Consider the following 22,270-nt stretch of genomic DNA (forward strand, 5'->3'; position numbering starts at 1 on the left):
CTGCTCAGTGGTTCGGTCAGGGTTAGCGAAATGTGAGGCAAGAAAACCATGGATTTTCGGCACATCATCGAGACGGTCGGGGAGTTTGTTGATTTCGCCGGAGTCGCTGTCATGGTGATCGGTGCCCTGGTGTCCATTCCGCTTGCTTTCCGGGGGTACCAGCCGCGGAAGGTGCGCGCCGGCGGCGAGAAGCTGACCTTTTACCGGCTGTACCGGCAGTTGTTGGGCAGGTCCATTCTGTTGGGCCTTGAACTGCTGGTGGCCGCCGATATCATCCGCACCGTCGCTGTCACGCCCACCTTCGAAAGCGTTGGAGTTCTGGCGATTATTGTGCTGATCCGGACATTCCTCAGCTTTTCGCTTGAGCTTGAAATCACCGGAAAATGGCCGTGGCAGAAGGAGCCCCGCGACTCCCGCGATTCTGCCGAAGCGACGGCGGGATAACCGGGGTAAGGAGGGTCTTTTCCGCTTCCAACTTTTCACTCCTCCCCGTTTTCCACATAGCGGCTTCGGGTGGGATGTTTTGTCAGTGGTCACTGGCAGAGTTGTCCCATGGAGGCCATTGGGGAGCAGCTTGCGGAGTTCGGCAGTCCCGCCGCCGCGCTCCCGCGGGTTCTCCACCCTGGCGGTGATTCCCGGCATGACGGGTACGACGGCGACGCACCGCTCAGGCTTCCCGGGCGCCTTCACGCCATCCCGGCCAAGACGGCGCCTGACATTCCCGTTCCGGGCCCACGCCCCTGCCCCGGCGCCGGCCCGACTGCATCCGAAACTGATCGCGGTAACGCTGCGACTGAATCCAAAACCGCCCCTTTTTCGGCATCCGCTGGCAGTGGGACAGACAGGTCACCGAGCGCACCCGATCCCAGCCCTGCACCCATCGTCGAAGATCCGGTTGGCTTGGCGGGGATCGGAGCCCTGCTGGTGGCGGCTGCTGTTGCCGCCCAGGACGAGGTGGCCAGGGCGGATTATGTTTCAGCGGCCAATTTCGCCGGGCAGGTCGAGGACCTTTCCCGGACCGTGGAGTACCTGCAACTGCTCGCCGCCTCCACCGTGGACCGCACCTGGACCCAGGCCATCACCGCCGCGGACGCCGCCCGCACCAGCCAGGCCAGGGCGGGCCGACTTGGGCGACCGGGCCGGGGCTGGCTAACCGGTTGGGATGCCAACGGCGTCGAGACCCTGAACGAGACCGACGCGAACTGGCCCACACCCACCAGCGACCCCGCAACCACCAGCGGCGCCGCAGCCACCGGCAACGGAACACCGCCCAACCAGCCCGCACCACCCAACCACGCAGTATCAGGAGCCGGGGTTGCCCGTCCGGCGAGCACGTCCCCCGCGCTCACTTCTCCAGTGATGACAGCGCCCGTGCTTACGTCGCCGGTAGTGACAGCGCCTGTGGTGACGTCGCCGGCTGATGACGGGTGCAGGAACACCGCCGAGTTCCTCAGGCTCCGGCTCCGGATCCCCCTCCGCGAAGCCCGCCGCCGCCTCACCCTCGCCCATCAGGCCCTGCCCGGCACCAGCCTCACCGGCGAACCCCTCCCGCCGACACGCGAACACCTCGCCACAGCCCTCACCCCCACCAACACCGGCGAACCCGCCCAGACCACCACTGATCCGGGCATGATCGCGGGGCCGGTGCTCTCCTCACACGCCGCGACCATCATCACCGCCACCCTGGACCGGCTCCAGCACCACACCACCGCCGACACCCTCGACCGGATCGAACAGCACCTCACCACCACCGCCGTCACCGCCGACCCGGACTTCCTCACCCGCCTGGCACAACGCTGGAACGACACCATCGACGCCGACGGCACCGAACCCACCGAAGAAGCCCTCCGCCACACCCAAGGCGCGTTCATCCGCAAACCCCGCCACGGCCTGCACCGCGTGGAGATCTTCGCCACCACCGACCAATACGAACACCTCCTCACCGTCATGAACACCGCCACCAACCCCCGCACCACCACCCCCAACACCAGCACCACAAACCCCGACCCCGACCCGGACGAACGCACCAACCCCGGGCGGGAGGCCAGCGTGGACCTGGGCCGGGAAGCCGGAGTGGACCTGGAACGACGCACCCGGGCACAGCAACAACTCGACGGACTCGTCTCCGCCGTCAAAGCAGCCCTCACCACCAACCTGCTGCCCACCACCGGCGGCAACCGCCCCCAAATCATCGCCACCATCAACTACCAAGACCTCCTCCCCCACCTCCCCAACCCCACCAACAACCCCTGGCCAACCACAGACACAGCCACCGGACCCCGCACCACCCCACGCCCCGGAACACCCACAGACACCGGCGCAAGGGCCACCAGCACGACGACAAACACCAGCAACGCAACCGCGGCCGGAAGCGAAACGCGCACCCACACCCTAGCCAGCGCCGGGGCCGGGACCGGGACGTTCGTGTTCACCGGACCCGTCGCCGCCACCACCCTGCGCAAAATCGCCTGCGACGCCGACATCATCCCCGCACTCTTGGGCACCAACGGCGAAATCCTCGACCTCGGCCGCAAAACACGCCTCTTCACCCCCGCCCAACGCCTCGCCCTCACCGCCCGCGACCAAGGCTGCACCTTCCCCAACTGCACCATCCCAGCACCCTGGTGCGAAGCCCACCACATCACCTACTGGTCACACGGCGGACCAACCACCACCACCAACGGCGCACTCCTCTGCACACACCACCACCACCTCATCCACAAAGAACAATGGACCATCACCACCACCCACGGCACCCCAACATTCATCCCCCCACCCCACATCGACCCCACCCAAAAACCCCAACAAAACCACTACTTCAAACCCCCACCACCACCCCACCCCAAGGAATAAAGCGGGTGTTTCATGCTGGACGAGCGGTTCCAAGGGATCATGAGCAAACGGGTTCGGAGCGGTCGGCCGCAAAGAGCCGTGAAGAGCCGCAAAGAAGGGAACCTGCACATGACGGATCGTGTGGATGCAGCAGCCTTTTGGCCTGCCCCTCCTGAATTGCCCCCGCCCGCCGTCATGGACCAGCGCTGGACTGACGCCATTTTCCTGCACTGGCGGATACCCGAACCGGTGGCTGCCCGCTTTATGCCGGCAGGAGTACGGCCGGATCTCTTTGATGGAACGTCATGGGTGGGCCTTATCGGTTTCCGCATGAAAGAGGCAGGCATCGGCCGCGGCCCCGGAGTTCCTTATCTTGGGAGCTTCAATGAGGTCAACGTGCGCCTCTACTCAAGGGAACCGGACGGAACCCGCGGCGTCGTTTTCCTGAGTCTGGACGCGAACCGGCTGCCCGTAGTCCTCGCAGCACGGGCAGCCGAAATACCCTACGTCTGGTCGCGGATAAGCTACCGGGAGCCCACGTCCGGGCGCGCGCCGGAGGGAATCACCGGCTACTCCGTCAGACGATTCAGACACGGAGCAAACAGCACGTTCAGCGTCATTCCTGACCTCGGGACTCCGGTCGATGACCCGCTGTCCATCCACCTCACTGCAAGGTTCGGCATGCACGGCAGATTCCGAGGCCGGACAATCTACATCCCGAACACCCATGAACCGTGGCCGCTTTACGCGGCACAACTCCATGACCTTCAGGACGACCTGGTGCAGTCGGCAGGCATCAGTGTGAGCGGTCCGCCGGATTCCGTCGTCTACTCACCCGGAGTGCGGACCCGGTTCGGCCGGCCCCGGGTGGTAAGACACCGTGGCAAGCTGCCTGGGGCTTAGGCGTCCCGCCAACCTTGTCCTTCGCTGAAGGTCGCCACGAGCGTGCCTACCCCGGGCTGCAACGAGTTGGAAGGGTCGAAGTACAGCGACGCCTCGGAAGCGCGGCTGTGGGTGATCAGCTGTTCCGCTTCAAGCTTTGCCTCAGGGGCGGTGGCTCCGATGATGCCCGTCCGCGCGGGAAGCTCGGGGGTGTGCACCACCTCGGCGTCCGTCTGGGTCAAAGGGATCGTGGTGCCGGAGTTGATCTCATCATGGGGAAACTCAAACTCGGCATCGGGGGACGCGGCAGGAATGGTGTACTCCAGGAAGTAAGTCATGAACCCACCTTTGCAGAAACGCACCATCATCGAAAGTCACCTCTCCCAGCCGGTACCGATTGCGTATTCCCACGTCAGCGCAGCACTCCTATACTGACCGCATGTTGATGTCGCTGTGGTTCGGCGTCATAGCATCCAGTGCATTGGTTCTGGGTGCCTTCATTGGTGTCCGGTTTGAACTTCCGAAGCGACTCCTCGCCATGCTTCTGGCGTTCGCCGCCGGGGCGCTGATCACAGCACTGGCCTTCGAACTGTTCGAAGATGCCTATGAACGTGGCGGGATCATCCGCGCAGCCATCGGGCTGATAGGTGGCGCGGTGGTGTTCACGGTCCTCAGCGCTTTGCTGGACCGTTGGGCGCAACCCGGAAAGCAGGAGCAGGCCACGCCTGCGGACGAGTTCCAAGGCAGCGCCAAACTGGATACGGATGCCGCCGCGTCCGATAGAGCTCCCACTTCTGCCTCAACACGGGGAGCGGCAGGGCTGGCTTTGTTGGCCGCGGTGACCCTGGACGGAGTGCCGGAGAACGTTGCCCTGGGAATCGCCCTGGGTGAGGGCACCGGCGGGTTGGCCCTGCTCGCGGCCATCTTTGTCTCCAACTTCCCGGAAGCCCTTGTCGGCTCAGCTTCCATGCGAAGCCAAGGGCGTTCAACCGGCAGTATCCTGGCTCTCTGGCTGGGCTGTGCGGCCTTGCTGGTCGTCGCCGTTGTTGTCGGCGCCGGGCCGCTGTCAGGAACGGACCCGGAGGCCATCTCGATACCGTTGGCATTCGCTGCCGGCGCCGTCATCGCTTCCCTGGCAGACACGCTGATGCCCGAGGCCTACGAACACGGCGGCCCGGCCGTCGCACTCAGCACCGCGGCCGGGTTCGTCCTGGCATTCGTATTGTCGCTGGCCTGACCGGCCCCGCTACGCCGAAACACCGCCCACCAGCATCCGCCACCCAGGAGGGATAACCTCGCGGGCGAGAAGCCGCTACTTACCGAGGCCTGCCTTGCGGAGGGCCTCAGCCATTGCCGTATTCACGGGTGCGGGCTTGGGCGACTGGCCACGTCCCCCAGCTGCATTAGGCGGCTTCTGGCCGCCGGACCGCTGCGGATCCTGCCGGCCGGAACCACCGGACTTCTGCGCTCCACCACGCTCCGCGGCTGGCCGTCCCTCAGACCTTCCAGCACCTGGCTGTCCGGAACCTGCTCTTCCCGATCCAGGTTGTCCCGAACCCGGCCGTCCGGACCCGGCCCTTCCAGCACCGCCTCCCCTGGATCCCTGCCCGCCCGAGGAAGGTTCGTCGTCGAGCCTCAACGTCAGGGAAATCCTCTTACGCTCGGGGTCCGCCTCCAGAACCTTCACCCGGACCACCTGCCCGGACTTCACCACCTCGCGGGGATCGGATACGAATCGGTTGGCCAGGGCCGAGACGTGGACCAGCCCATCCTGGTGCACGCCCACGTCCACGAACGCACCGAAGGCCGCAACATTCGTAACCGTTCCCTCCAGCACCATCCCCGGCTTCAGGTCGGAAATCTTCTCGATGCCCTCCGAGAACGTCGCCGCGGCAAAGGCAGGGCGCGGGTCGCGTCCCGGCTTGTCCAGTTCGGTGAGGATGTCGGTGACCGTAGGCAGGCCGAACGCGTCATCCACGAAGTCCCGCGGATCCAGTGAAGAAGCCGGCGCTGAGCCGGCCGCAACGAGGATCTTGCGCGCCACAGCGTAAGCCTCCGGGTGAACGCTGGAAGCGTCCAGCGGCTCCGCTCCCCCGGTGATCCGCAGGAAGCCGGCACACTGCTCGAAAGCTTTGGCACCCAGCCGCGGCACCTTCTTGAGGTCGGCGCGCTTCGCGAACGGGCCGTTCTGGTTCCGGTAAGCCACGATGTTTTCGCTCAACAAGGGCCCGACGCCGGCCACCCGGCTCAGGAGCGCGGGTGAGGCGGTGTTGACGTCCACCCCCACCGCGTTCACGCAGTCCTCCACCACGGCGTCCAGGCTCCGGTCGAGTTTCGATGCCGTCACGTCATGCTGGTACTGGCCCACGCCGATGGACTTCGGGTCGATCTTCACCAGTTCAGCGAGCGGATCCTGCAGGCGCCGGGCGATGGACACCGCGCCGCGCAGGGAAACGTCCATGCCCGGCAATTCGGCGGCTGCGAGCGAGGATGCGGAATAGACGGACGCCCCGGCTTCGGAGACTACAAGCTTCTGTGGCTTCCGGTCCACGTTGGGCAGCCGCTTGATCAGCTCGGCTGCGAGCTTGTCCGTCTCCCGCGACGCCGTGCCGTTGCCGATCGCCACGAGCTCGACGGCGTGCTGCCGCGCCAGCCGCTCCAGCGTCGCCAATGCTTCGTCCCACTTCCGGGCCGGAGCGTGAGGGTACACCGTATCTGTGGCCACAACCTTGCCGGTGCCGTCCACCACCGCGACCTTTACGCCCGTGCGCAGCCCCGGATCCAAACCAAGCGTGGCGCGGTTACCCGCAGGGGCGGCCAGCAGGACGTCGCGCAGGTTGGCTGCGAACACCCGAACAGCTTCATCCTCGGCCGCGGTGAACATCCTGCCGCGGAGGTCGGCCGTAAGCCTGGCCAGAACCCGGGACCGCCAGGCCAGCTGCGCGGTCTGCATCAGCCACGCATCGGCGGGACGGCCGCGGTCGGCGACCCCGAGGCACCTTGCCACCGCGGACTCGTACCGTGAGCGGGCGGCGGCCAGGGCGTCGTCGTCCGCCGGATCTGCCTCAGCGAGGTCGAGCTCAAGAACGCCATCCTTTTCCCCGCGCAGCAGTGCGAGGACCCGGTGGGACGGCATGCCGGCGGGTGCCTGGGCGAAGTCGAAGTAGTCGGCGAACTTCTGGCCCTCGGTTTCCTTGCCCTTCTTCACGCGGGACACCATCCGGCCCTGCGTCCACAGCCGCTCGCGGAGGTTGGCGGCGAGGTCCGGGTCCTGCGCCACCCGCTCCACCAAAATGGCGCGGGCACCGGCGAGCGCTGCGGCGGCATCCCCAATGGCGTGTTCGGCGTTCAGGTACTTCGCGGCTTCACGATCGGGGTCGAGGTCCGGCCGCTTCAGCAGGGCATCGGCGAGGGGTTCCAGGCCTGCTTCCCGCGCAATCTGCGCTTTGGTCCGCCGCTTGGATTTGAAGGGCAGGTAGATGTCCTCGAGCCGCGACTTCGTGTCCGCAGCGAGCACCGCCTTCTTCAGCTCGGGGGTGAGTTGGCCTTGCGCTTCGATCGCTTCGAGGACGGCACGACGGCGGTCCGCCAGTTCGCGGAGGTAGCGCAGGCGGTCGTCGAGTTCACGGAGCTGGGTGTCATCGAGCGTCCCGGTGGCTTCCTTGCGGTACCGGGCGATGAACGGGACTGTCGACCCGCCGTCGAGCAGCTCGACAGCCGCCTTCACCTGCCAGGCCTTCACGCCCAGCTCTTCAGCGATCTGGGCGTAGATGGCGTCGTCCGGCTTTGAGGCAGCAGATGCAACGGAAGAGGGCGCTTGCGGCAGTTGAGTCACCAGAACATCTTGCCTTACCCGCCTGTCCGGCTCCACTGCCGGTTCCACCGCGGAGTGAGCTGGCAGCCGTTGCAGGGCGTCCGAATGGTGCCGGGCAAGGGTATTCCGCTCCCGCCCGCAAAGTGCTGTAGTGGAGGTGCCGTCACAGGCACCCACTGCTCAGGGAAGAGGCCGCCATGCGCGAACTGCTTGTTGTGTTTCAGGAGGGGTTCGAGGAAGCCAATGTCACCGTGACGGTCAACGGTAAACAGGCGTGGCGGGAGCTCGGCGTTTCCACCAACCCCATCCTCGGCATAGCGTCCGAGGTTTCGGTGGAGCTGCCGGCGAAGGGCGCGCACGTGGGGGTTGAGGTGACCAACCGCGGCCTTAAGGCGATCACGAAGGTCAGCGGCAAGCCCAAAAGCGTGCTCGTGTCGATCGAGGACGGCAGGCTGGTCATGACAGAAGGGACGGGCCGGGAGGCGGTTTTGTAGCCAGTGTTTCCGCCCTTGAATCTTGTCCCACTTAAGGCCTAGTAAAAGTCCATTCGATGGAGTAGCATCTGATCACCGCCGGCTTCCAGAGGGGCCCGGCGGGCCAAATTGAATAAAAGCCGGAGGTCGTCGGATGGCCTTGGGCTCTCGTTGCCGGTCCCAGCACACCGGCAGCCAACAACGGCGGCACCCAAAGCCGGGTGCCGCCGTTGTCGCGAATTCGGGCTGCTTAGCCTTGGTAGACGGGGTAGTCCGTGTAGCCTTCGGCGCCCTCGGCGTAAAACGTGGACGGGTCCGGCTGGTTCAACGGAAGGCTTTCCTTCCAGCGGCGGGCGAGGTCCGGGTTGGCGATGGCGGGACGGCCCACCACCACAGCGTCGGCGTGGCCGTCTGCCACAAGGTTGACTGCTTCCTCACGCGTGGTGATGACACCGAATCCGGTGTTGACCAGGAACGTGCCGCCGAAACGGGCGCGGAGGTCCTGGACCAGTTCACCCGTGGGTTCGTGGTGCAGGATGCTCAAGTAGGCAAGGTTGAGCGGGGCGATGCTGTCCACCAGGACTTCATAAGTGGCGCGGACGTCGGCGGCGTCGGTCTCGGAGATGCCCTGGACGTTGTGCTCCGGGGAGATCCGGATGCCCACCCGGTTTGCCCCCAGCGCTGCCACCACCGCGTTGACCGTCTCGATGACAAAGCGCGCCCGGTTTTCCGGGGAGCCGCCGTAGCTGTCGGTGCGGATGTTGGAGTTGGGGGCCAGGAACTCATGCAGGAGATAGCCGTTGGCCGAGTGCAGCTCGACGCCGTCGAAGCCGGCTTCCACCGCGTTCAGTGAGGCGTTGACGATTTCCTGGATCAGCAGGGGCAGTTCGTCGGTGGTGAGGGCGTGCGGCACTGGGTAGGGCTGCTTCCCGGAGGGGGTCCGGACTTCACCTTCAATGGCGACGGCGCTCGGCGCCACGAGCGGGTGACCGCCGGTGATGTCCGGGTGCGAGACCCGGCCGCCGTGCATGATTTGCGCGAACATCCGGCCGCCCTCTGCATGGACGGCGTCGGTGACCTTCTTCCACCCGGCCACCTGTTCCTCGGTGACGATGCCGGGCTGGCCCGGGTAGGAGCGGCCCGCCGGGCTGGGGTAGGTGCCTTCGCTGACGATAAGCCCCAAGGAGGCGCGCTGGCGGTAATGCTCGACGAGCAGCGGGCCCGGGACACCTTCCTCACCCGCGCGGAGCCGGGTCAAGGGCGCCATGACCAAGCGGTTGGGAAGCTCAAGTTCGCCGAGGGTGAGAGGGGAAAACAGCATGCGCAGTTCCTTTCGAAGGCTGAAGTTCGTACTGTTCATGCCAACTGGGGCGCGCGTGCAACTATTCCGGGTGCGACGGGAATCACACTTGGTCTTCCGCTTACTAGGGCGGTGTTGCCGCTCCCGGGCAGCCCTGGCCTTGCGGGTTAGCGTTGCAGTCGTCAGCGTAGTTGCGGGTCAGGGAACGCCAGACGCTGACGGTCTGCGGCGGAGCGTTGAACTGGCCCTGGCCGGGGATGGGCAGGGGCGGGCCGGCATTGACGGAGTACGTTCCCTGGAAAGACGTGGTCAGTACTACTTGGAAGTCGCCGGTTTCGCCGTAGGCGTGGCTTGTCCGCGTCTTTTCACCCCACCGGTCCTGCGGGAGCGGGCCACCCATTGAGGGCTGTGGGCCGAACACCGTGCCGTCGCCGTAGTTCCAGGTGTATTGGACCGGGGTTGCCACCACATGCACGGACTGGCCGAACATCGTGATGTCGAACTGCTGCTCGACGGCTTCGGCATAGAAGTTCGTCTCAGCACCTCGCAGCGTGTGCGGGCTGGGTTGCGCCACGACGGTCCCGGCACTGATTGGTAGGTTCTGGAACTCCCGCTGGATATCGGCTGCGATTCGGGGCAGCAGGTCCTCAGGCCGCGCGTCATAGAGGCAGGTTGGGCCGGAGTGGATCGCCCAGACTGCACCGGGAACGTCCCGCGGCTTCGAGTACCAAATGACAGGAATGCCTTCTTCACCGTCCGGTCCGTTAGTGCACTCCACCTGGCGCCCAAGGCATTCAGTATCAAAGTCGCCGCCACCCAGGTGGCATTGAAGTTCGTACTTGTACTCATTGGGGTCGGTGCTCACAGTGGTTGGTCCAATGCGAACAAATTCGCCAGTGTCGGGGTCAGTTCCCCAGTTATCAGCACCCATTTGAAGCCCGGAGTCAACGAAACCCCCACCGATGTGTGGCCTCTCTTTTGACGCCTCTTCCGCATAGGCAGTCAAAAGAGAGCTCGTCAAAAACACCACGCAGCAGGCGAGGATTGCGAGGACCTTGCCCATGTAATGCATGTTTACCGGATCAGCCCTAGGTCGTTGACCACCCATTCTGCACCGGCGAAATTCACCATCGCAACGCTTCCCGCATTCGTTGCAGCTGTCTTCTCTTGATATGGGCTGCCGTCTTGGTTATGGATAAGGAGTTCTTTCTGCAGCACCTGAAGAACGACTTGCGTATCGCCGTCAGCTGACGGCTTTGCGGTTGCAACCGGAATTTCTATTTGGCCGCCAGAAATCCATCTGTCCTCCGCCCAAGCAGCTTCAATATCGCTGATGAGTCCCTGACAAAAAGAGCATTCAGCTTTGGACAGCTTCGATAGCGCAGCGGTGTCACCCGTCTCGTATGCATAGCTCAGGACCGAGAACCAATACTTAGTAAATGCTTCAGCGCCCTCCTTCGTCTCCGTCTTGGCGACCTCGGGCAGGACTGGAACGGGGACGTTTTGGGCGGGGCCGGACGCGTCGGCGGGTTTGTACACCGCGCTGGGCGTGGGCGTGGGTGTCGAGGAGGGGTCGGAGGTGGCAGAAGTTGTAGGCGCTGGGGACGAGGTACCGGGATCTGCAGGTGCTCCGCCCGCGCAACCCGCCAACGCGAGGCAAGTAGCAGCAGCAAACACAACTGCTCCGGACCGCAAGCCACGGGACATAAAGACGTTGAGTGATGTCATGGGCCGCTATTCCCCCAGTAGTTTCAAGACGGCTTACTCCGGACAGTGCCTTAAGGGTAGCCCACGTCACAATCCACCAATCAAACTTATCCACAGGCGCCCGCTTCCGGTTCTACCACCCGACAAAGCCAAGGAAAAGTCATAGGAAAAGCCGGCGCCAAGCAGGCACCGGCTTTCCCTATCCCGAAAAAAGGGTTCCCTCAGAAGAAGCTACTTCTGCGATGGCAGCACCAACTCCCCCGTCTTGTCCGTCGACAAGGCGAGCGACGAGACATACTGCGGGCCGCCGTCGGGCCCGTCCTGGGCAGAGCGCACCATGTCCGGACGCTCAAACTCAATCCCCGTGACGTGGCACAGGAGCTTGGCGTCGCTGGGGTTCCCGTCGGCGTCGAACATGGGCAGGTCGATGCCGTCGTCGGTGCGCCGCAGGTAATAGCGCCCCCGAGTCAAAAGAGCCAGCAGCGGCGGAAGAACCACAGCCAGGCCCACCGCGAAGATCGGCGAATACGGCTGGATTGCGGAACCGAACGCGCCGAAGAACACAGCGATCGAGATGCCCGCGGACACCAGCATGGACACGAAGCCCACCGGGTTCACGGCGTAGAGCATTCCCCGCCGGAATTCGGGCACCTTGGGCGAGATCTTCAGGAGGTACTTGTTGATGGCGATATCGGACGCCACAGTGACAACCCAGGCCATGGCGCAGTTCGCGTAGAAGCCAAGGATGGTGTTGAGGAAGTCGAACATGTTGGCTTCCATCAGCACCAGCGCAATCGCCAGGTTCACCACCACGAACACCATGCGGCCCGGATACGTCTTGGTGATGCGGGTGAAGCTGTTCGTCCACGCCAGCGAGCCGGAGTAGGCGTTGGTGACGTTGATCTTGATCTGCGAAATGACCACCAGCACCACCGCGAGCGTCATGGCCAGCCACGCCGGCATCATCTCCCGGTAGACGCCAAGGAACTGGTGCACCGGCTCGTTTGCGGTGGCAGACGCAGCAGGATCCAGCGTCGCGATCAGGTAGATGGCAATGAACAGGCCGACGATCTGCTTGATGGCACCGAAGATCACCCAGCCCGGCCCGGCCAGGATCACGGCGCGCCACCAGGCCCCGCGGTTGGCGTCCGTGCGCGGCGGCATGAAGCGAAGGTAGTCAATCTGCTCGGCGATCTGCGCCATGAGGGACAGGCACACGCCAGCGGCAAGCATCACGGAGGCAAGGTTGGGACCGCCGTCACCCGATTCCCCGGTGTAGGCAAAGAACGTGTTAATGCTCTCGGGATGGGACAGCAGCAGGTAGCCCACGGGCACCACCATCAGGAGCAGCCACAACGGAGTAGTCCACACCTGCAGCTTGGCCAGCGTGTTCATGCCGTAAATGACCAGCGGGATGATGATCACGGTGGAGGCGGCGTACCCCAGCCACTGCGGAACCCCCAGGCCAACTTCCAGCCCCTGGGCCATGATGGAGCCCTCCAGCGCGAAAAAGATGAACGTGAAGGTGGCGAAGATGACGTTGGTGACCACCGAGCCGTAGTAGCCAAAGCCCGAGCCGCGCGTGATCAGGTCGAGGTCGATGTTGTAGCGCGCTGCGTAGTATGCGAGCGGAAATCCGGTGGCAAAGATGATCACCGCTGCCACCAGGATCCCGAAGATCGCATTGACCGTCCCGTACGCAATCCCGATGTTCGCCCCGATGGAGAAGTCGGCCAGGTACGCGATCCCGCCCAAAGCACTGGTTGCCACCACGCCCGCGCTCCACTTCCGGTAGGAGCGGGGAGCGAACCGGAGCGTATAGTCCTCCAGGCTCTCCTTTGTGGCGTTGAGTGCGGCGGCGTTGCCCGCCGTCGTTGTCGCCGAAGCGCTTCCGACGACGGCGGCACCAGGCGGCGAAGCGGGTTCCAGCAGTTGCGTCGTGTCTGTGTCATTGGTCATTGTGCGCGTCGCTTTCGTCTCTGATTGGTCTGCTGCGACGCTATCCATCCGGAAAGACAGCCCGGTCACGGAACTGTTTCCGCGGCGTTAAGTGTTGACTGCTCCTGTCAACAAAACCATCAACCAAGGGTTGTGGCCATTCCACAAAAACGGCCACGGACCGCGGAACTACCGTCAGGAAGAGAACTTCAGCGAAAAGGACCAGCAATGACGACGCACCCGCAACTCCTGGACCACCCGATCCTCGAGACAGCACGCCGGCAGGTACTCGAAGAGGGCATCGGGCTCTCCGAGTCGCAACTGGTGGACATCCTCCGCCTCCCGGACGTGGCACTTCCGGCTGCGCTGGAGCTGGCTCACCAGGTCCGCCTCCGCCACTGCGCAGAGGACGTCGAGGTGGAGGGCATCATCTCCATCAAGACCGGGGGCTGCCCCGAGGACTGCCATTTCTGCAGCCAGTCCGGCGTCTTCGACAGCCCCGTCCGGGGCGTCTGGCTGGACATTCCCGAACTGGTGAAGGCGGCCAAGGAAACAGCTGCCACGGGAGCCACCGAGTTCTGCATCGTTGCCGCCGTCCGCGGTCCCGACATCAAACTCATGAACCAGATCAAGTTCGCCATCGACCGGATCAACGAGGAAGTGGACATCAACATCGCGTGCTCCCTGGGCATGCTCACGCAGCGGCAGGTGGACCAGCTGGCCAGCTGGGGTGTCCACCGCTACAACCACAACCTCGAAACCGCGCGCAGCTACTTCCCCCAGGTGGTCACCACCCACACCTACGAGGAGCGGCTGGAAACCTGCGCCATGGTCAAGGACGCCGGCATGGAGCTGTGCTGCGGAGCCCTGATCGGCATGGGCGAGACCCTCGAGCAGCGGGCCGAGCTGGCCGCCCAGCTCGCGGCCCTGGAACCGCACGAAGTTCCACTGAACTTCCTCAACCCCCGCCCCGGAACCCCGCTGGAAAACCAGGAGATCATGGACGGCAAGGACGCCCTCCGAGCCATCGCCGCCTTCCGGCTGGCCATGCCCCGGACGGTCCTGCGCTACGCCGGCGGCCGGGAGCTGACCCTCGGCGATTTGGGCACGCGCGAAGGGCTCCTGGGCGGCATCAACGCCGTCATCGTGGGCAACTACCTCACCACCCTCGGCCGCCCTGCCACCGCAGACCTCAACCTCCTGGTGGACCTCAACATGCCCATCAAGGAACTCCAGAAGACCTTATGAGCACCGCCCCTCAAACGCCCGGCCACGAGGCACAGCATTGCGGCCTCTGCGGCGGGATCCTCAATAGGCAAGCGTACGACGGCGGGAGCGCACCGCCGTCGGACCTCCACCTGGAGTGCGCGGCACGGCTGCACTTGGAGCCTCCACGCTTTTGCGTGTGCTGCGGACGGCGGCTCAAGGTGCAGGTCTCGCCATTGGGCTGGTGGGCGCAGTGCTCCCGGCACGGAACGACCACCTCCTGACGGCCCCATTCAGCGCCGGAAAAGGCACGGCCGAAAGAAGCACCAGTCCATCCAGCACGCGGCATCCAACACCCTCTGGCATATTTCTACCTTACGTAGAAGAATGGCGGCATGATGTTTGAACATGCAGACGGCAATCCGGTCCTGGAACTCGATGATGAGCAGTCCTGGCGCCTCCTTGAGGGCACACAGCACGGCAGGCTGGTGGTTTCCGTCGCCGGCGAGCCGGACATCTTCCCGGTGAACTACGTGACGTCGGGCCGGAAGGTGTACCTGCGGACGGCACCGGGCAACAAGCTGGCCCAGCTGACCATCAACGCCACAGTGCTCTTCGAAACGGACGGCATCACCTCTGACGAAGCCTGGTCCGTGGTGCTCCGCGGCAAGGCCCGGGTGCTCAGCAATTCGGCGGAGCTTGCGGCGGTGGAAGAGCTGGGGCTGAAGTCCTGGGTTCCGACCCTGAAGGATTTCTACGTGGAAATCGAGCCGCTGTCCGTGAGCGGCCGGCACTTCCAGCTCGGCGAGCAGCCGGAGCGCTGACCCCGGCGTCCTGCACGCGACTGGACTTTCCCGCTCCTAGACTTAAGCCATGGCGGACAAGCTCACTCCGGAGCAGCGCAGCTGGAACATGTCCCGGATCCGGGGCAAGAACACCAAGCCGGAATTGCTGGTGCGCCGACTGCTTCATGCCAAGGGTTACCGCTATCGCCTGCACGGCAGTTCCGGGGCTAGCAGGCTGCCCGGCAACCCGGACCTGGTGTTCGCAGGCCGGCGCAAGGTCATCTTCGTCAACGGCTGCTTTTGGCACTTCCACGACTGCCGCGTGGGCCAGCACGCCCCCAAAGCCAACGCGGAATTCTGGCAAGCCAAGCGCTCCCGGACCAGGGACCGTGACGCCGGCCAGCGCCGCCAGCTCGAAGACGCCGGATGGGAAGTCCTCACTGTCTGGGAGTGCGAGCTCAAGGACGGCTCGGCGCTGGAAGCCCACCTGGTGGAGTTCCTGGAGGGCCGCCAACCATCTTGAGGCAATCTTTGGCTTTTGCCGCCGGGCTTCTTGATAGTGGAGCGGAAGGATGAACCCGTCGTCCCTAAGGGCGGACCTCCCCACCGACAGTCCGGAGCAGTGCGATCCCTTCCTGCCAGCCAGCTCCCGGGCCAAGACCGCCCCGGACCGTGCCACAAGGTGTCCCGCTCCGTGTTGACGGCCGGGGCCTGCAACCAATTTCCAGGTGCAAAAAACCCTGCCTTACGTGTGGGCGCTGAAACCCACAGCCTTATCAAGAAACCCACAATTCTCGCCGGAAAACCAGCCACCGCGAGGCAGCAGACCTAACCTGAAAGAGCACATGCCCCACCCACTCGCACTGTTCCCGAAGTGGCATCCCCCGGCTGAAAGGAGCCTCATGGGCGCTTCAGATGATGCTTCCCGGCCGTTGGTGGACCAGTCCGTCCTCAACCGTCTCCGTGAAGAGTTGGAGGAGGACGAAGGGTACTCCATGGTGTTTGTGGGGAACTTCATCGAGTGCCTGCCGCAACGGATCGGCCGCCTGCGGCTTGCCCTGACCACCGGAGACCTGGAGGGCGCGGTGGACGCGGTGCTTAGCCTGAAGACATCCAGCCAGATGGTGGGCGCCGAGCGGCTTGCCGGCCTGGCCACGGACCTGGAAGGCGAAATCCGCACCGAGGCACGTGAGGCGGAAGCCGCCGTCGTCCTGCCCAGGCTGGCGGCGACGTTCCTGCGGCCCATCAACCAATGCAGCCGGTTGACCATGCACCGGCTGCAGGTTCAGTGCTCTCCGGGTGCCAGGCGGTAGCCCACGCCGCGGACCGTCTGCAGCCAGCGCGGCTGCTGCGGCGAATCCCCAAGTTTCTTGCGGAGGTTCCCCATGTGGACCTCGACGGACCGTTCGTCGGCCTCGCTGATGTAACTGCCGACGTCGTAATCCTCGTCCCGCAGCCGGCGCACCAGGTCTGCCTTGGTACGGACGGTCCGGCCCGCCTCGAGCAGGGCGTGGAGAAGTTCGAACTCGGTGCGGGTCAGGTTCATCTCTTTGCCGTCAACCACCACCGTGCGGGAGGCGTAGCTCAGTTCCAGGCCGTTGTGGCTGAAGTTCCCACGCTCGGGGTGACCGTGGCCCTCGGCTGCTGCCTCCACGGAGAAGATGTCTGTTGCATCCGGGACGGAGCGGGGGCGGCGCATCATCGCGGCAACGCGGGCGCGAAGTTCCCTGGGGCGGAAGGGCTTGGTGAGGTAATCGTCGGCGCCGGACTCAAGCCCAATCAGGGTGTCCAGCTCCTCGGTGCGGGCGGTCAGCATCACGATGTAGGCGTCGGAAAATTCGCGGATTTGCCGCGACACTTCAAAACCGTCGATGTCCGGCAGCCCAAGATCAAGGGTGATGACGTCCGGATTGAGGTGCTTGGCGATCAGGACGCCTTCGGCGCCGGTACTGGCCACGGTCACGTCGAAGCCGGCCTGGGTCAGTACCGTGCGAACCAGTTCCCGGATGTCATGGTCATCCTCGATGACCAGTCCCACACGTGCATCACTCATAGCGTCCCCTCAGCAGCCAACGTCAGAAGTATAGCGGCCTGCGGATATCCTGCTGGTATGGCCCTGCACACCCTGTCCCCGAAGTCGTCACGCCATGACTAGCCCCACAGCATGGTCCTCGGGCAAGTTGCGGTTTTTCCGCCGGCCCTTCCATGAATACCGGCTGACGGACCGGGTGGCGATGAGCCAGATGCCGCTCTTCGTGACCACGCTGCTGACAGCCTTCCTGATGTGGGCGTTCTTCCCGGCCACCATGAACAACCCGTTCTTTCTCACGTTCCTGGTGTCGCAGCTGGTCCTCATGGCCCTCTGCTACCTGGTCCCCTGGGACCGCCTGCCCTACACAAGCTTCCTGGTCATCCCCCTGCTCGACTTCGTCTCCATCGCCTTCGGCCGGGAAGGCGGGCAGGAGAGCCTCACGGGCATCAGCCTCCTGGCAGTGTTTCCCGTTATCTGGTGGTGCGCCTCCGGCTACTACCCCCGCCTGGCCCTGTGGCTTTCCTTCCTTGCACCGCTTGCCATCATCTGGGTTCCGCTGCTCCTGAAAGGCAGTTTCACCGCGCAGGACTTTGCCCGCTCCCTGCTCTTGCCGGTGATGATGCTGGGCATCGGTGTGTCCGTCAGTGTCCTGACGCTCAGCATGATGCGGCAGCAGCGTGAACTGGAGGAGAAGGACGCCCAGCTGCAGGCCAACCTGCTCACCAGCCAGCGCCAGGAGTCGTTGCTCAACACGGTCCTGGACACGGTCCACCTGGGCGTGCTCGCCGTGGACGCCGACGGCCATGACATCCTGATGAACCGGAAACAGCGCGCCAACCACGAGCTGGCACGGCCCAAGGACATCGAGGACCCCAACGAGTCCCAGCTGCTCGTGTTCGGCCCTGACCGCAAGACGCTGGTTCCCGTCCAGGAGCGCCCGGTCCGCCGCGCCGTCCTGGGCGAAACCTTCACCGACTATCTGGTCTGGCTGGGCGCGGAAAAGGAGCAGCGGGCATTTGTGACCACCGCCCGGGCCATGAAGGACGCCGACGGGAAGTTCGCCGGTTCCGTGATCGCCTTCAGCGACGTGACGGACCTGGTGAACGCATTGACCGCCAAGGACGACTTCGTCTCCAGCGTCTCCCATGAATTCCGGACCCCGCTGACGTCCATCCTGGGCTACGTGGAGATCCTGCTCGGCGACGAGCCGGAGGAGTCCCAGCGGCAGATGCTCGAGATCATCCGCCGGAATTCGGAACGGCTCCTGACCCTGGTCTCCGACCTGCTCGCCAGCCGAAACGGCCAGCTGATCGTCACTCCCCACGCGGTGGACGTGGCGGAACTTGTGCGGGCAAGCGTTTCGTCGGCCACGCCGAAAGCCGTTGCATCTGGGGTGGTGCTGGCTGCAGAGACGCCGGAGCGGCTGGAAGCCCATGTTGACGGCGCCCGGATTTCGCAGGTCCTGGACAACCTTGTGTCCAACGCGATCAAGTACTCCCCCGACGGCGGAAACGTTGTGGTGTCCCTGGCTCAGGAGAACGGGCACCTGGCATGCCGCGTCACGGACACCGGCATGGGGATGAGCCCCGAAGACGCGTCGGAGGTGTTCGCCAAGTTCTTCCGCACCAGCAGCGTCCGGCGCACCGCCATCCCCGGCGTGGGGCTGGGCCTGCCCATCAGCAAGGCGATCGTCGAAGCGCACGGCGGGACCATCGAGGTGGACAGCGCGCTGGGCCAGGGCACCACGTTCACCTTCCGGGTTCCGGTCTAGCCATCTCCGGTGATTGAGTCTGCTGAAACCTGGATTTCGACAGGCTCAATCACCGGTGCGTCCGATCACCGGCCCTGCCGGACCACCTCGCCCCAGGACTGCCGGGCAAGATCGCGGACCGAGGCGAGGATGTCGGCCGGTGCCATGGACAGGTCCAGCGGGAACTCCACGATGTCGATGTCCGTGTTGAGGATGCGGCGGAGCTTCATCTCACCTGATCCGGCGTAGACCAGCCAGGCGGTGGGCACTGCCAGTGCGGTGCTGTGGGCCAGCATCTGGTAGTGGTCAGCCGTCAGGGAAGCGCCGGCATCGGTGGCTGCCTTGTACTTGGCGTTGTACACCACCACCGGACGGCCGCCCAGCAGGTGAACCGCGTCCGGGCGGACCGACAGCCTGTCCGCGTCCCGCACCGCTTCACTGAGCAGCGCGTTGTACCGCAGCCGCAGCTCCCCCGGGTAAGCCGCCATCGCCTCGCGCAGGGCGGTACCGACGAAGTCCTCGAACACCTGGTTCATGTCCACCACGAACGAGGCTGTCTGCTGCCTGCCCTCCCCCGCTTCCGCCGACGCGTTGCGCAGGATCAGCTCGGCCAGGCGGAGCACCGCGTGGTAGCGGAGGTTCATCCTGGTGGGCTTCCACGGCGGCAGCGGAGCGCCTGCTGGAAGGCGGGTGACGGCGTCGAGCTTTCCCTTGAGCAGGCGCAGCCGGCTCAGCACCTCGGGGCGCACGCGCGGGATCTGGCCCATCCGTTCCAGTGCCGCGCGGAGGATCCTGTTCTCGGCGATGTCTTCGGTGAACTCGTCATACGAGACTTCCAGCGGCACCAGCATCCCCGGCCGCCGGGAGATCTGGTCCGAAATCCGGATCCGCCCCTTGACGGTCCGCAGCGACTCATCAACGGTGAGGTAACCCTGCAGCACGCCGCGGCCCAGGGCGCGTTCGGCAAGCTGCGCCAAGGATTCGGCCAGCGCGCTCCACAAATCCCGGTCCTCGACGGCCGCCACGGTATCCGGCCTGAAGCCCTGCTCGCCGGCGTAGCTGAGCAGGAACAGGAGCCGGCTCAGGCCCAGCCGGTCCTTGGGGCGGACGTCCAGCTGCACGGTGGGCGTTCGGACGGAACCCACCTTGCCCACCGGCTCGATCCGGTACAGCCCCATGCCCATCGGCGAGGCTTTGGCCAGGCCGCTGGAGTTCAGGAAGGAGGCGCTGGCGGGGTCGAGCCGTTCCACCATTCCGCGGGACAGCTCATCAAGGACCAGGTGCCGCAGGGACGGGCCGGAGCTACCCGGCTGCAAGGCGTCCCAGCAACTGGTCCAGCCCGAAGCGTTCCTCCAACTGCGCCCGGGTGAGCTGGCCGTGGTAGTGCTCTTCCAGGAGCGGCATGAGCTCGTACTTCCAGATCCGGCGCAGCCCCGCCGGAGTCTGCGCGGCAGTCTTCATGAAGTAGGACGGGCCGATCATCAGGTCGCGGTCCCACTCGTCGATGGCGCTGTTCAAAGCATCCAGCAGCAGCGCCGGGGTGGTGTCCAGCTCCCGGGCCTGCAGGAACCGAAGCAATGAGCCCTTCACCGGTTCGGTCTGCGGGTGCAGCTCGATGAAGGAAAAACGGCGGCGGATGGCGGCGTCCATCATGGCGATGGACCGGTCCGCGGTGTTCATGGTGCCGATGATGTACAGGTTGTCCGGCAGGGTGAACGGCTCGTTGGGGCTGTACTGCAGGTAGATCCGGTCGTCGCGGTATTCCAGCAGGAAGTACAGCTCGCCGAACACCTTGGCCAGGTTGGCGCGGTTCATCTCGTCGATGATGAGGAAGTACGGCTTTTTCTCGTTCCCGGGCTTGGCGGCCTCTTCTGCGAGGCGCCGCAGCGGCCCGGCCACCAGCTTGAAGGACACCTGGCCCTCGTCCGTTTTGTCCGGCCGGTAGCCCTCGAAGAAGTCCTCGTAGGCGTAGGACGGGTGGAACTGGACCAGCTTGACGCGTTCGTCGGTGGTGTCGTCGGCCAGCTCGGCTGCCAAATGCTTCGCCAGGTAGGTCTTGCCGGTACCGGGAGGGCCGTAGAGGACCAGCTGCCGGTTCTCCTCCAGCAGGTCCGCGATCTCCTGCAGCGGTTCCAGCTCCATGTGCAGTGAGTCAGCGAATTCCGGGGTCAGCGGGCGGAATCCCTCCTGGACGGGAGGCACGACGACGGCGGCTTCAGCATCGCCGTCGGGCTCTGCTTCCGCTTCGGGCGGCAGGAGGGCCTGCAGCGCCTGCGCCACGCGGGTGACGTCCACCACGATGCCGGCGGTGGCCAGCTGCCGCTGCACGTGCCGGGGCAGGCTTGTGGTGGGGTGTCCTTCATCGAACCAGCGGACCTTGCGGCGGAGGCGCCGGTTGTCATCGTTGTAGTCGGGTTCCCCAAGCACGCCGCCCAGCCGCACCGTGCCGGCGTGCTGGTACAGCACCAGGTCCCCGGGCTTCATGACGGTGAGGAAGGCGAAGACGGCGGTTTTGGTGTCCTCGCGTTCCACGTAGCCGAGGTGTTTGTAGTCCTCGTCCACGGCGTGCTGCACCACTCCCGCGGTGACGCCCGGGTTGAGCAGCCGGAGGTGCTCGACCTCGAGGGTCACCTTTTCCTCGCCCTGCCAGGCAGTGAGCAGTTCGGTGTTGTCGCCGTGCGTCCGCAGCAGCCAGGCCCGGTGTCCGGGGTCTCCCACCTTGCGCCACTGGCTGACCAGCTGCCGGGCGTACCAGTCGATGCGCTGGCCCGCCTGTTCATCCAGGTGCAGCCGGATGCGGTGGATGTCCGCGGTGATGTCGTCTTCGCTGTCCCCCTTGGCCCCGCCCACCAGGGAGGCGAAAGCGTCCCGGATTTCCTGCCGCTCAATATCCGCGACGACGGGCTCAAAGTAGCTGGGCCAGGCCAGGAACTCGATGCTGCGGCGGATGGCCGGCTGGTCACCCGGCGTGGCCGAGGCAAGCCGGTGGAACTTCAGCGGGTCCTGCAGGGCGCCGGTGATCTGTGCCGGCGGCTGCTGGTCCACGTGCTGCACAAAACGGCACAGCCACTTCAGGTGGTCCCAGATGGTCCAGTTGAACTCTGCAGTGCGGTCCCGGATCACTCCGTGGTCCGTCATGCCCTGGTAAAGCTCGTCAGGCAGCTCGAGCGGAGGTTCAAGCCATGAAGCGGCCTCAGCTACCCGGGCACGCTTGACCTTGAGGGACTTCACCTCGTGTGCCAGGGGCAGGGACTGCAGGAAGAGCAGCTCGACGGCCAGTAGCTTCGCCTCGCGGGACGCGCCGTCCAGGTTCTGCCGGAGGTTGGTCATCATGGGCGCTTTGGGGTCCGGCGTCCCGCGTTCCAGCCGGTCCAGGAGTTCGGCGGCGGCCTCCGACGTCCAGGTCAGCGTCCTGCCGTCCAGGGCCGACGGTTTGCCCTGCAGCCCTGGCCCCAGAACGAACCACGCCGCATCTTCGATCTCTCGTGAGATGCCGAGGGCGCGGGTCATGGCAGCAGTGGAGGCGGGGGTCATGGATTCAAATTTACAGG

At 65.0% G+C, this 22,270-nt stretch carries 20 protein-coding genes; 11 read left to right on the forward strand and 9 right to left on the reverse strand.

What is annotated here, in order from left to right:
* Positions 1–48 precede the first annotated feature (48 nt).
* The 3 genes from AC5RWA_RS18010 to AC5RWA_RS18020 all read left to right on the forward strand — a co-directional run bounded on the left by AC5RWA_RS18010 (position 49) and on the right by AC5RWA_RS18020 (position 3,735).
* Positions 49–444 carry a DUF1622 domain-containing protein gene (locus tag AC5RWA_RS18010; protein WP_494058553.1) on the forward strand — a complete coding sequence of 132 codons (396 nt, stop codon included), beginning with the start codon at positions 49–51 and terminating at the stop codon, positions 442–444.
* Between the two features lie 456 nt (positions 445–900).
* Positions 901–2,853, forward strand: a complete 1,953-nt coding sequence (locus AC5RWA_RS18015) for an HNH endonuclease signature motif containing protein (RefSeq protein WP_494058554.1) — start codon at positions 901–903, stop codon at positions 2,851–2,853.
* Positions 2,854–2,961: 108 nt separating this feature from the next.
* Complete coding sequence (locus AC5RWA_RS18020; protein ID WP_494058555.1) at positions 2,962–3,735, forward strand: YqjF family protein; 774 nt, start codon at positions 2,962–2,964, stop codon at positions 3,733–3,735.
* Here the strand turns inward: AC5RWA_RS18020 and AC5RWA_RS18025 are convergent.
* Positions 3,732–4,052: a hypothetical protein gene (locus tag AC5RWA_RS18025; protein WP_079597767.1), complete on the reverse strand. Its 321-nt coding sequence runs from the start codon at positions 4,050–4,052 to the stop codon at positions 3,732–3,734. The genes AC5RWA_RS18020 and AC5RWA_RS18025 overlap by 4 nt on opposite strands.
* Positions 4,053–4,153: 101 nt before the next feature.
* Here AC5RWA_RS18025 and AC5RWA_RS18030 point away from each other — a divergent pair, with 101 nt between their 5' ends.
* Positions 4,154–4,951, forward strand: a complete 798-nt coding sequence (locus tag AC5RWA_RS18030; protein WP_079597768.1) for a ZIP family metal transporter — start codon at positions 4,154–4,156, stop codon at positions 4,949–4,951.
* 75 nt (positions 4,952–5,026) lie between these two features.
* On the opposite strand, the gene AC5RWA_RS18035 is transcribed toward AC5RWA_RS18030, so the two are convergent.
* Entirely contained in the window at positions 5,027–7,549 is a 2,523-nt protein-coding gene (locus tag AC5RWA_RS18035) for a Tex family protein (RefSeq protein WP_494058556.1), read from the reverse strand.
* Between the two features lie 176 nt (positions 7,550–7,725).
* Here AC5RWA_RS18035 and AC5RWA_RS18040 point away from each other — a divergent pair, with 176 nt between their 5' ends.
* The gene (locus AC5RWA_RS18040) at positions 7,726–8,022 is read left to right on the forward strand and encodes a hypothetical protein (RefSeq protein ID WP_254865580.1); all 297 of its coding nucleotides are present in this window, start codon (positions 7,726–7,728) and stop codon (positions 8,020–8,022) included.
* Between the two features lie 229 nt (positions 8,023–8,251).
* On the opposite strand, the gene AC5RWA_RS18045 is transcribed toward AC5RWA_RS18040, so the two are convergent.
* The 4 genes from AC5RWA_RS18045 to AC5RWA_RS18060 all read right to left on the reverse strand — a co-directional run bounded on the left by AC5RWA_RS18045 (position 8,252) and on the right by AC5RWA_RS18060 (position 12,967).
* Positions 8,252–9,322, reverse strand: coding sequence for an alkene reductase (locus AC5RWA_RS18045; RefSeq protein WP_494058557.1), 1,071 nt, complete (start codon positions 9,320–9,322; stop codon positions 8,252–8,254).
* Between the two features lie 103 nt (positions 9,323–9,425).
* Positions 9,426–10,166 carry a hypothetical protein gene (locus tag AC5RWA_RS18050; protein WP_494058558.1) on the reverse strand — a complete coding sequence of 247 codons (741 nt, stop codon included), beginning with the start codon at positions 10,164–10,166 and terminating at the stop codon, positions 9,426–9,428.
* 209 nt (positions 10,167–10,375) lie between these two features.
* Positions 10,376–10,840 carry a DUF6318 family protein gene (locus tag AC5RWA_RS18055; RefSeq protein ID WP_494058559.1) on the reverse strand — a complete coding sequence of 155 codons (465 nt, stop codon included), beginning with the start codon at positions 10,838–10,840 and terminating at the stop codon, positions 10,376–10,378.
* A 399-nt stretch (positions 10,841–11,239) separates the two neighbouring features.
* Positions 11,240–12,967, reverse strand: a complete 1,728-nt coding sequence (locus AC5RWA_RS18060) for a purine-cytosine permease family protein (protein WP_494058560.1) — start codon at positions 12,965–12,967, stop codon at positions 11,240–11,242.
* 207 nt (positions 12,968–13,174) lie between these two features.
* Here AC5RWA_RS18060 and bioB point away from each other — a divergent pair, with 207 nt between their 5' ends.
* The 5 genes from bioB to AC5RWA_RS18085 all read left to right on the forward strand — a co-directional run bounded on the left by bioB (position 13,175) and on the right by AC5RWA_RS18085 (position 16,250).
* A complete protein-coding gene (bioB, locus tag AC5RWA_RS18065; RefSeq protein WP_494058561.1) occupies positions 13,175–14,194 on the forward strand; it encodes a biotin synthase BioB in 1,020 nt (339 codons plus the stop codon).
* Positions 14,191–14,436, forward strand: coding sequence for a biotin synthase auxiliary protein BsaP (gene bsaP, locus AC5RWA_RS18070; RefSeq protein WP_494058562.1), 246 nt, complete (start codon positions 14,191–14,193; stop codon positions 14,434–14,436). Before bioB ends, bsaP begins: the two co-directional genes overlap by 4 nt.
* Before the next feature lie 111 nt (positions 14,437–14,547).
* Positions 14,548–14,976, forward strand: a complete 429-nt coding sequence (locus tag AC5RWA_RS18075) for a pyridoxamine 5'-phosphate oxidase family protein (RefSeq protein ID WP_079597773.1) — start codon at positions 14,548–14,550, stop codon at positions 14,974–14,976.
* A gap of 49 nt (positions 14,977–15,025) precedes the next feature.
* Positions 15,026–15,460 (forward strand): very short patch repair endonuclease, encoded by a 435-nt coding sequence (locus AC5RWA_RS18080; protein ID WP_494058563.1) that lies wholly within the window; start codon positions 15,026–15,028, stop codon positions 15,458–15,460.
* A 379-nt stretch (positions 15,461–15,839) separates the two neighbouring features.
* The gene (locus tag AC5RWA_RS18085) at positions 15,840–16,250 is read left to right on the forward strand and encodes an Hpt domain-containing protein (RefSeq protein WP_275727509.1); all 411 of its coding nucleotides are present in this window, start codon (positions 15,840–15,842) and stop codon (positions 16,248–16,250) included.
* Here AC5RWA_RS18085 and AC5RWA_RS18090 read toward each other — a convergent pair.
* A complete protein-coding gene (locus AC5RWA_RS18090; protein WP_494058564.1) occupies positions 16,223–16,990 on the reverse strand; it encodes a response regulator transcription factor in 768 nt (255 codons plus the stop codon). The genes AC5RWA_RS18085 and AC5RWA_RS18090 overlap by 28 nt on opposite strands.
* A gap of 94 nt (positions 16,991–17,084) precedes the next feature.
* Here AC5RWA_RS18090 and AC5RWA_RS18095 point away from each other — a divergent pair, with 94 nt between their 5' ends.
* Positions 17,085–18,740, forward strand: a complete 1,656-nt coding sequence (locus tag AC5RWA_RS18095; protein WP_494058565.1) for a sensor histidine kinase — start codon at positions 17,085–17,087, stop codon at positions 18,738–18,740.
* 65 nt (positions 18,741–18,805) lie between these two features.
* Here AC5RWA_RS18095 and AC5RWA_RS18100 read toward each other — a convergent pair whose 3' ends face one another.
* Together AC5RWA_RS18100 and AC5RWA_RS18105 are read right to left on the reverse strand one after the other, a co-directional pair.
* Positions 18,806–20,035, reverse strand: coding sequence for a 5-methylcytosine restriction system specificity protein McrC (locus AC5RWA_RS18100; RefSeq protein WP_494058566.1), 1,230 nt, complete (start codon positions 20,033–20,035; stop codon positions 18,806–18,808).
* Complete coding sequence (locus AC5RWA_RS18105; RefSeq protein ID WP_494058567.1) at positions 20,022–22,253, reverse strand: McrB family protein; 2,232 nt, start codon at positions 22,251–22,253, stop codon at positions 20,022–20,024. Before AC5RWA_RS18105 ends, AC5RWA_RS18100 begins: the two co-directional genes overlap by 14 nt.
* Between the last annotated feature and the right edge of the window lie 17 nt (positions 22,254–22,270).

The sequence above is a fragment of the Arthrobacter sp. 210 2 genome, from assembly GCF_059093025.1.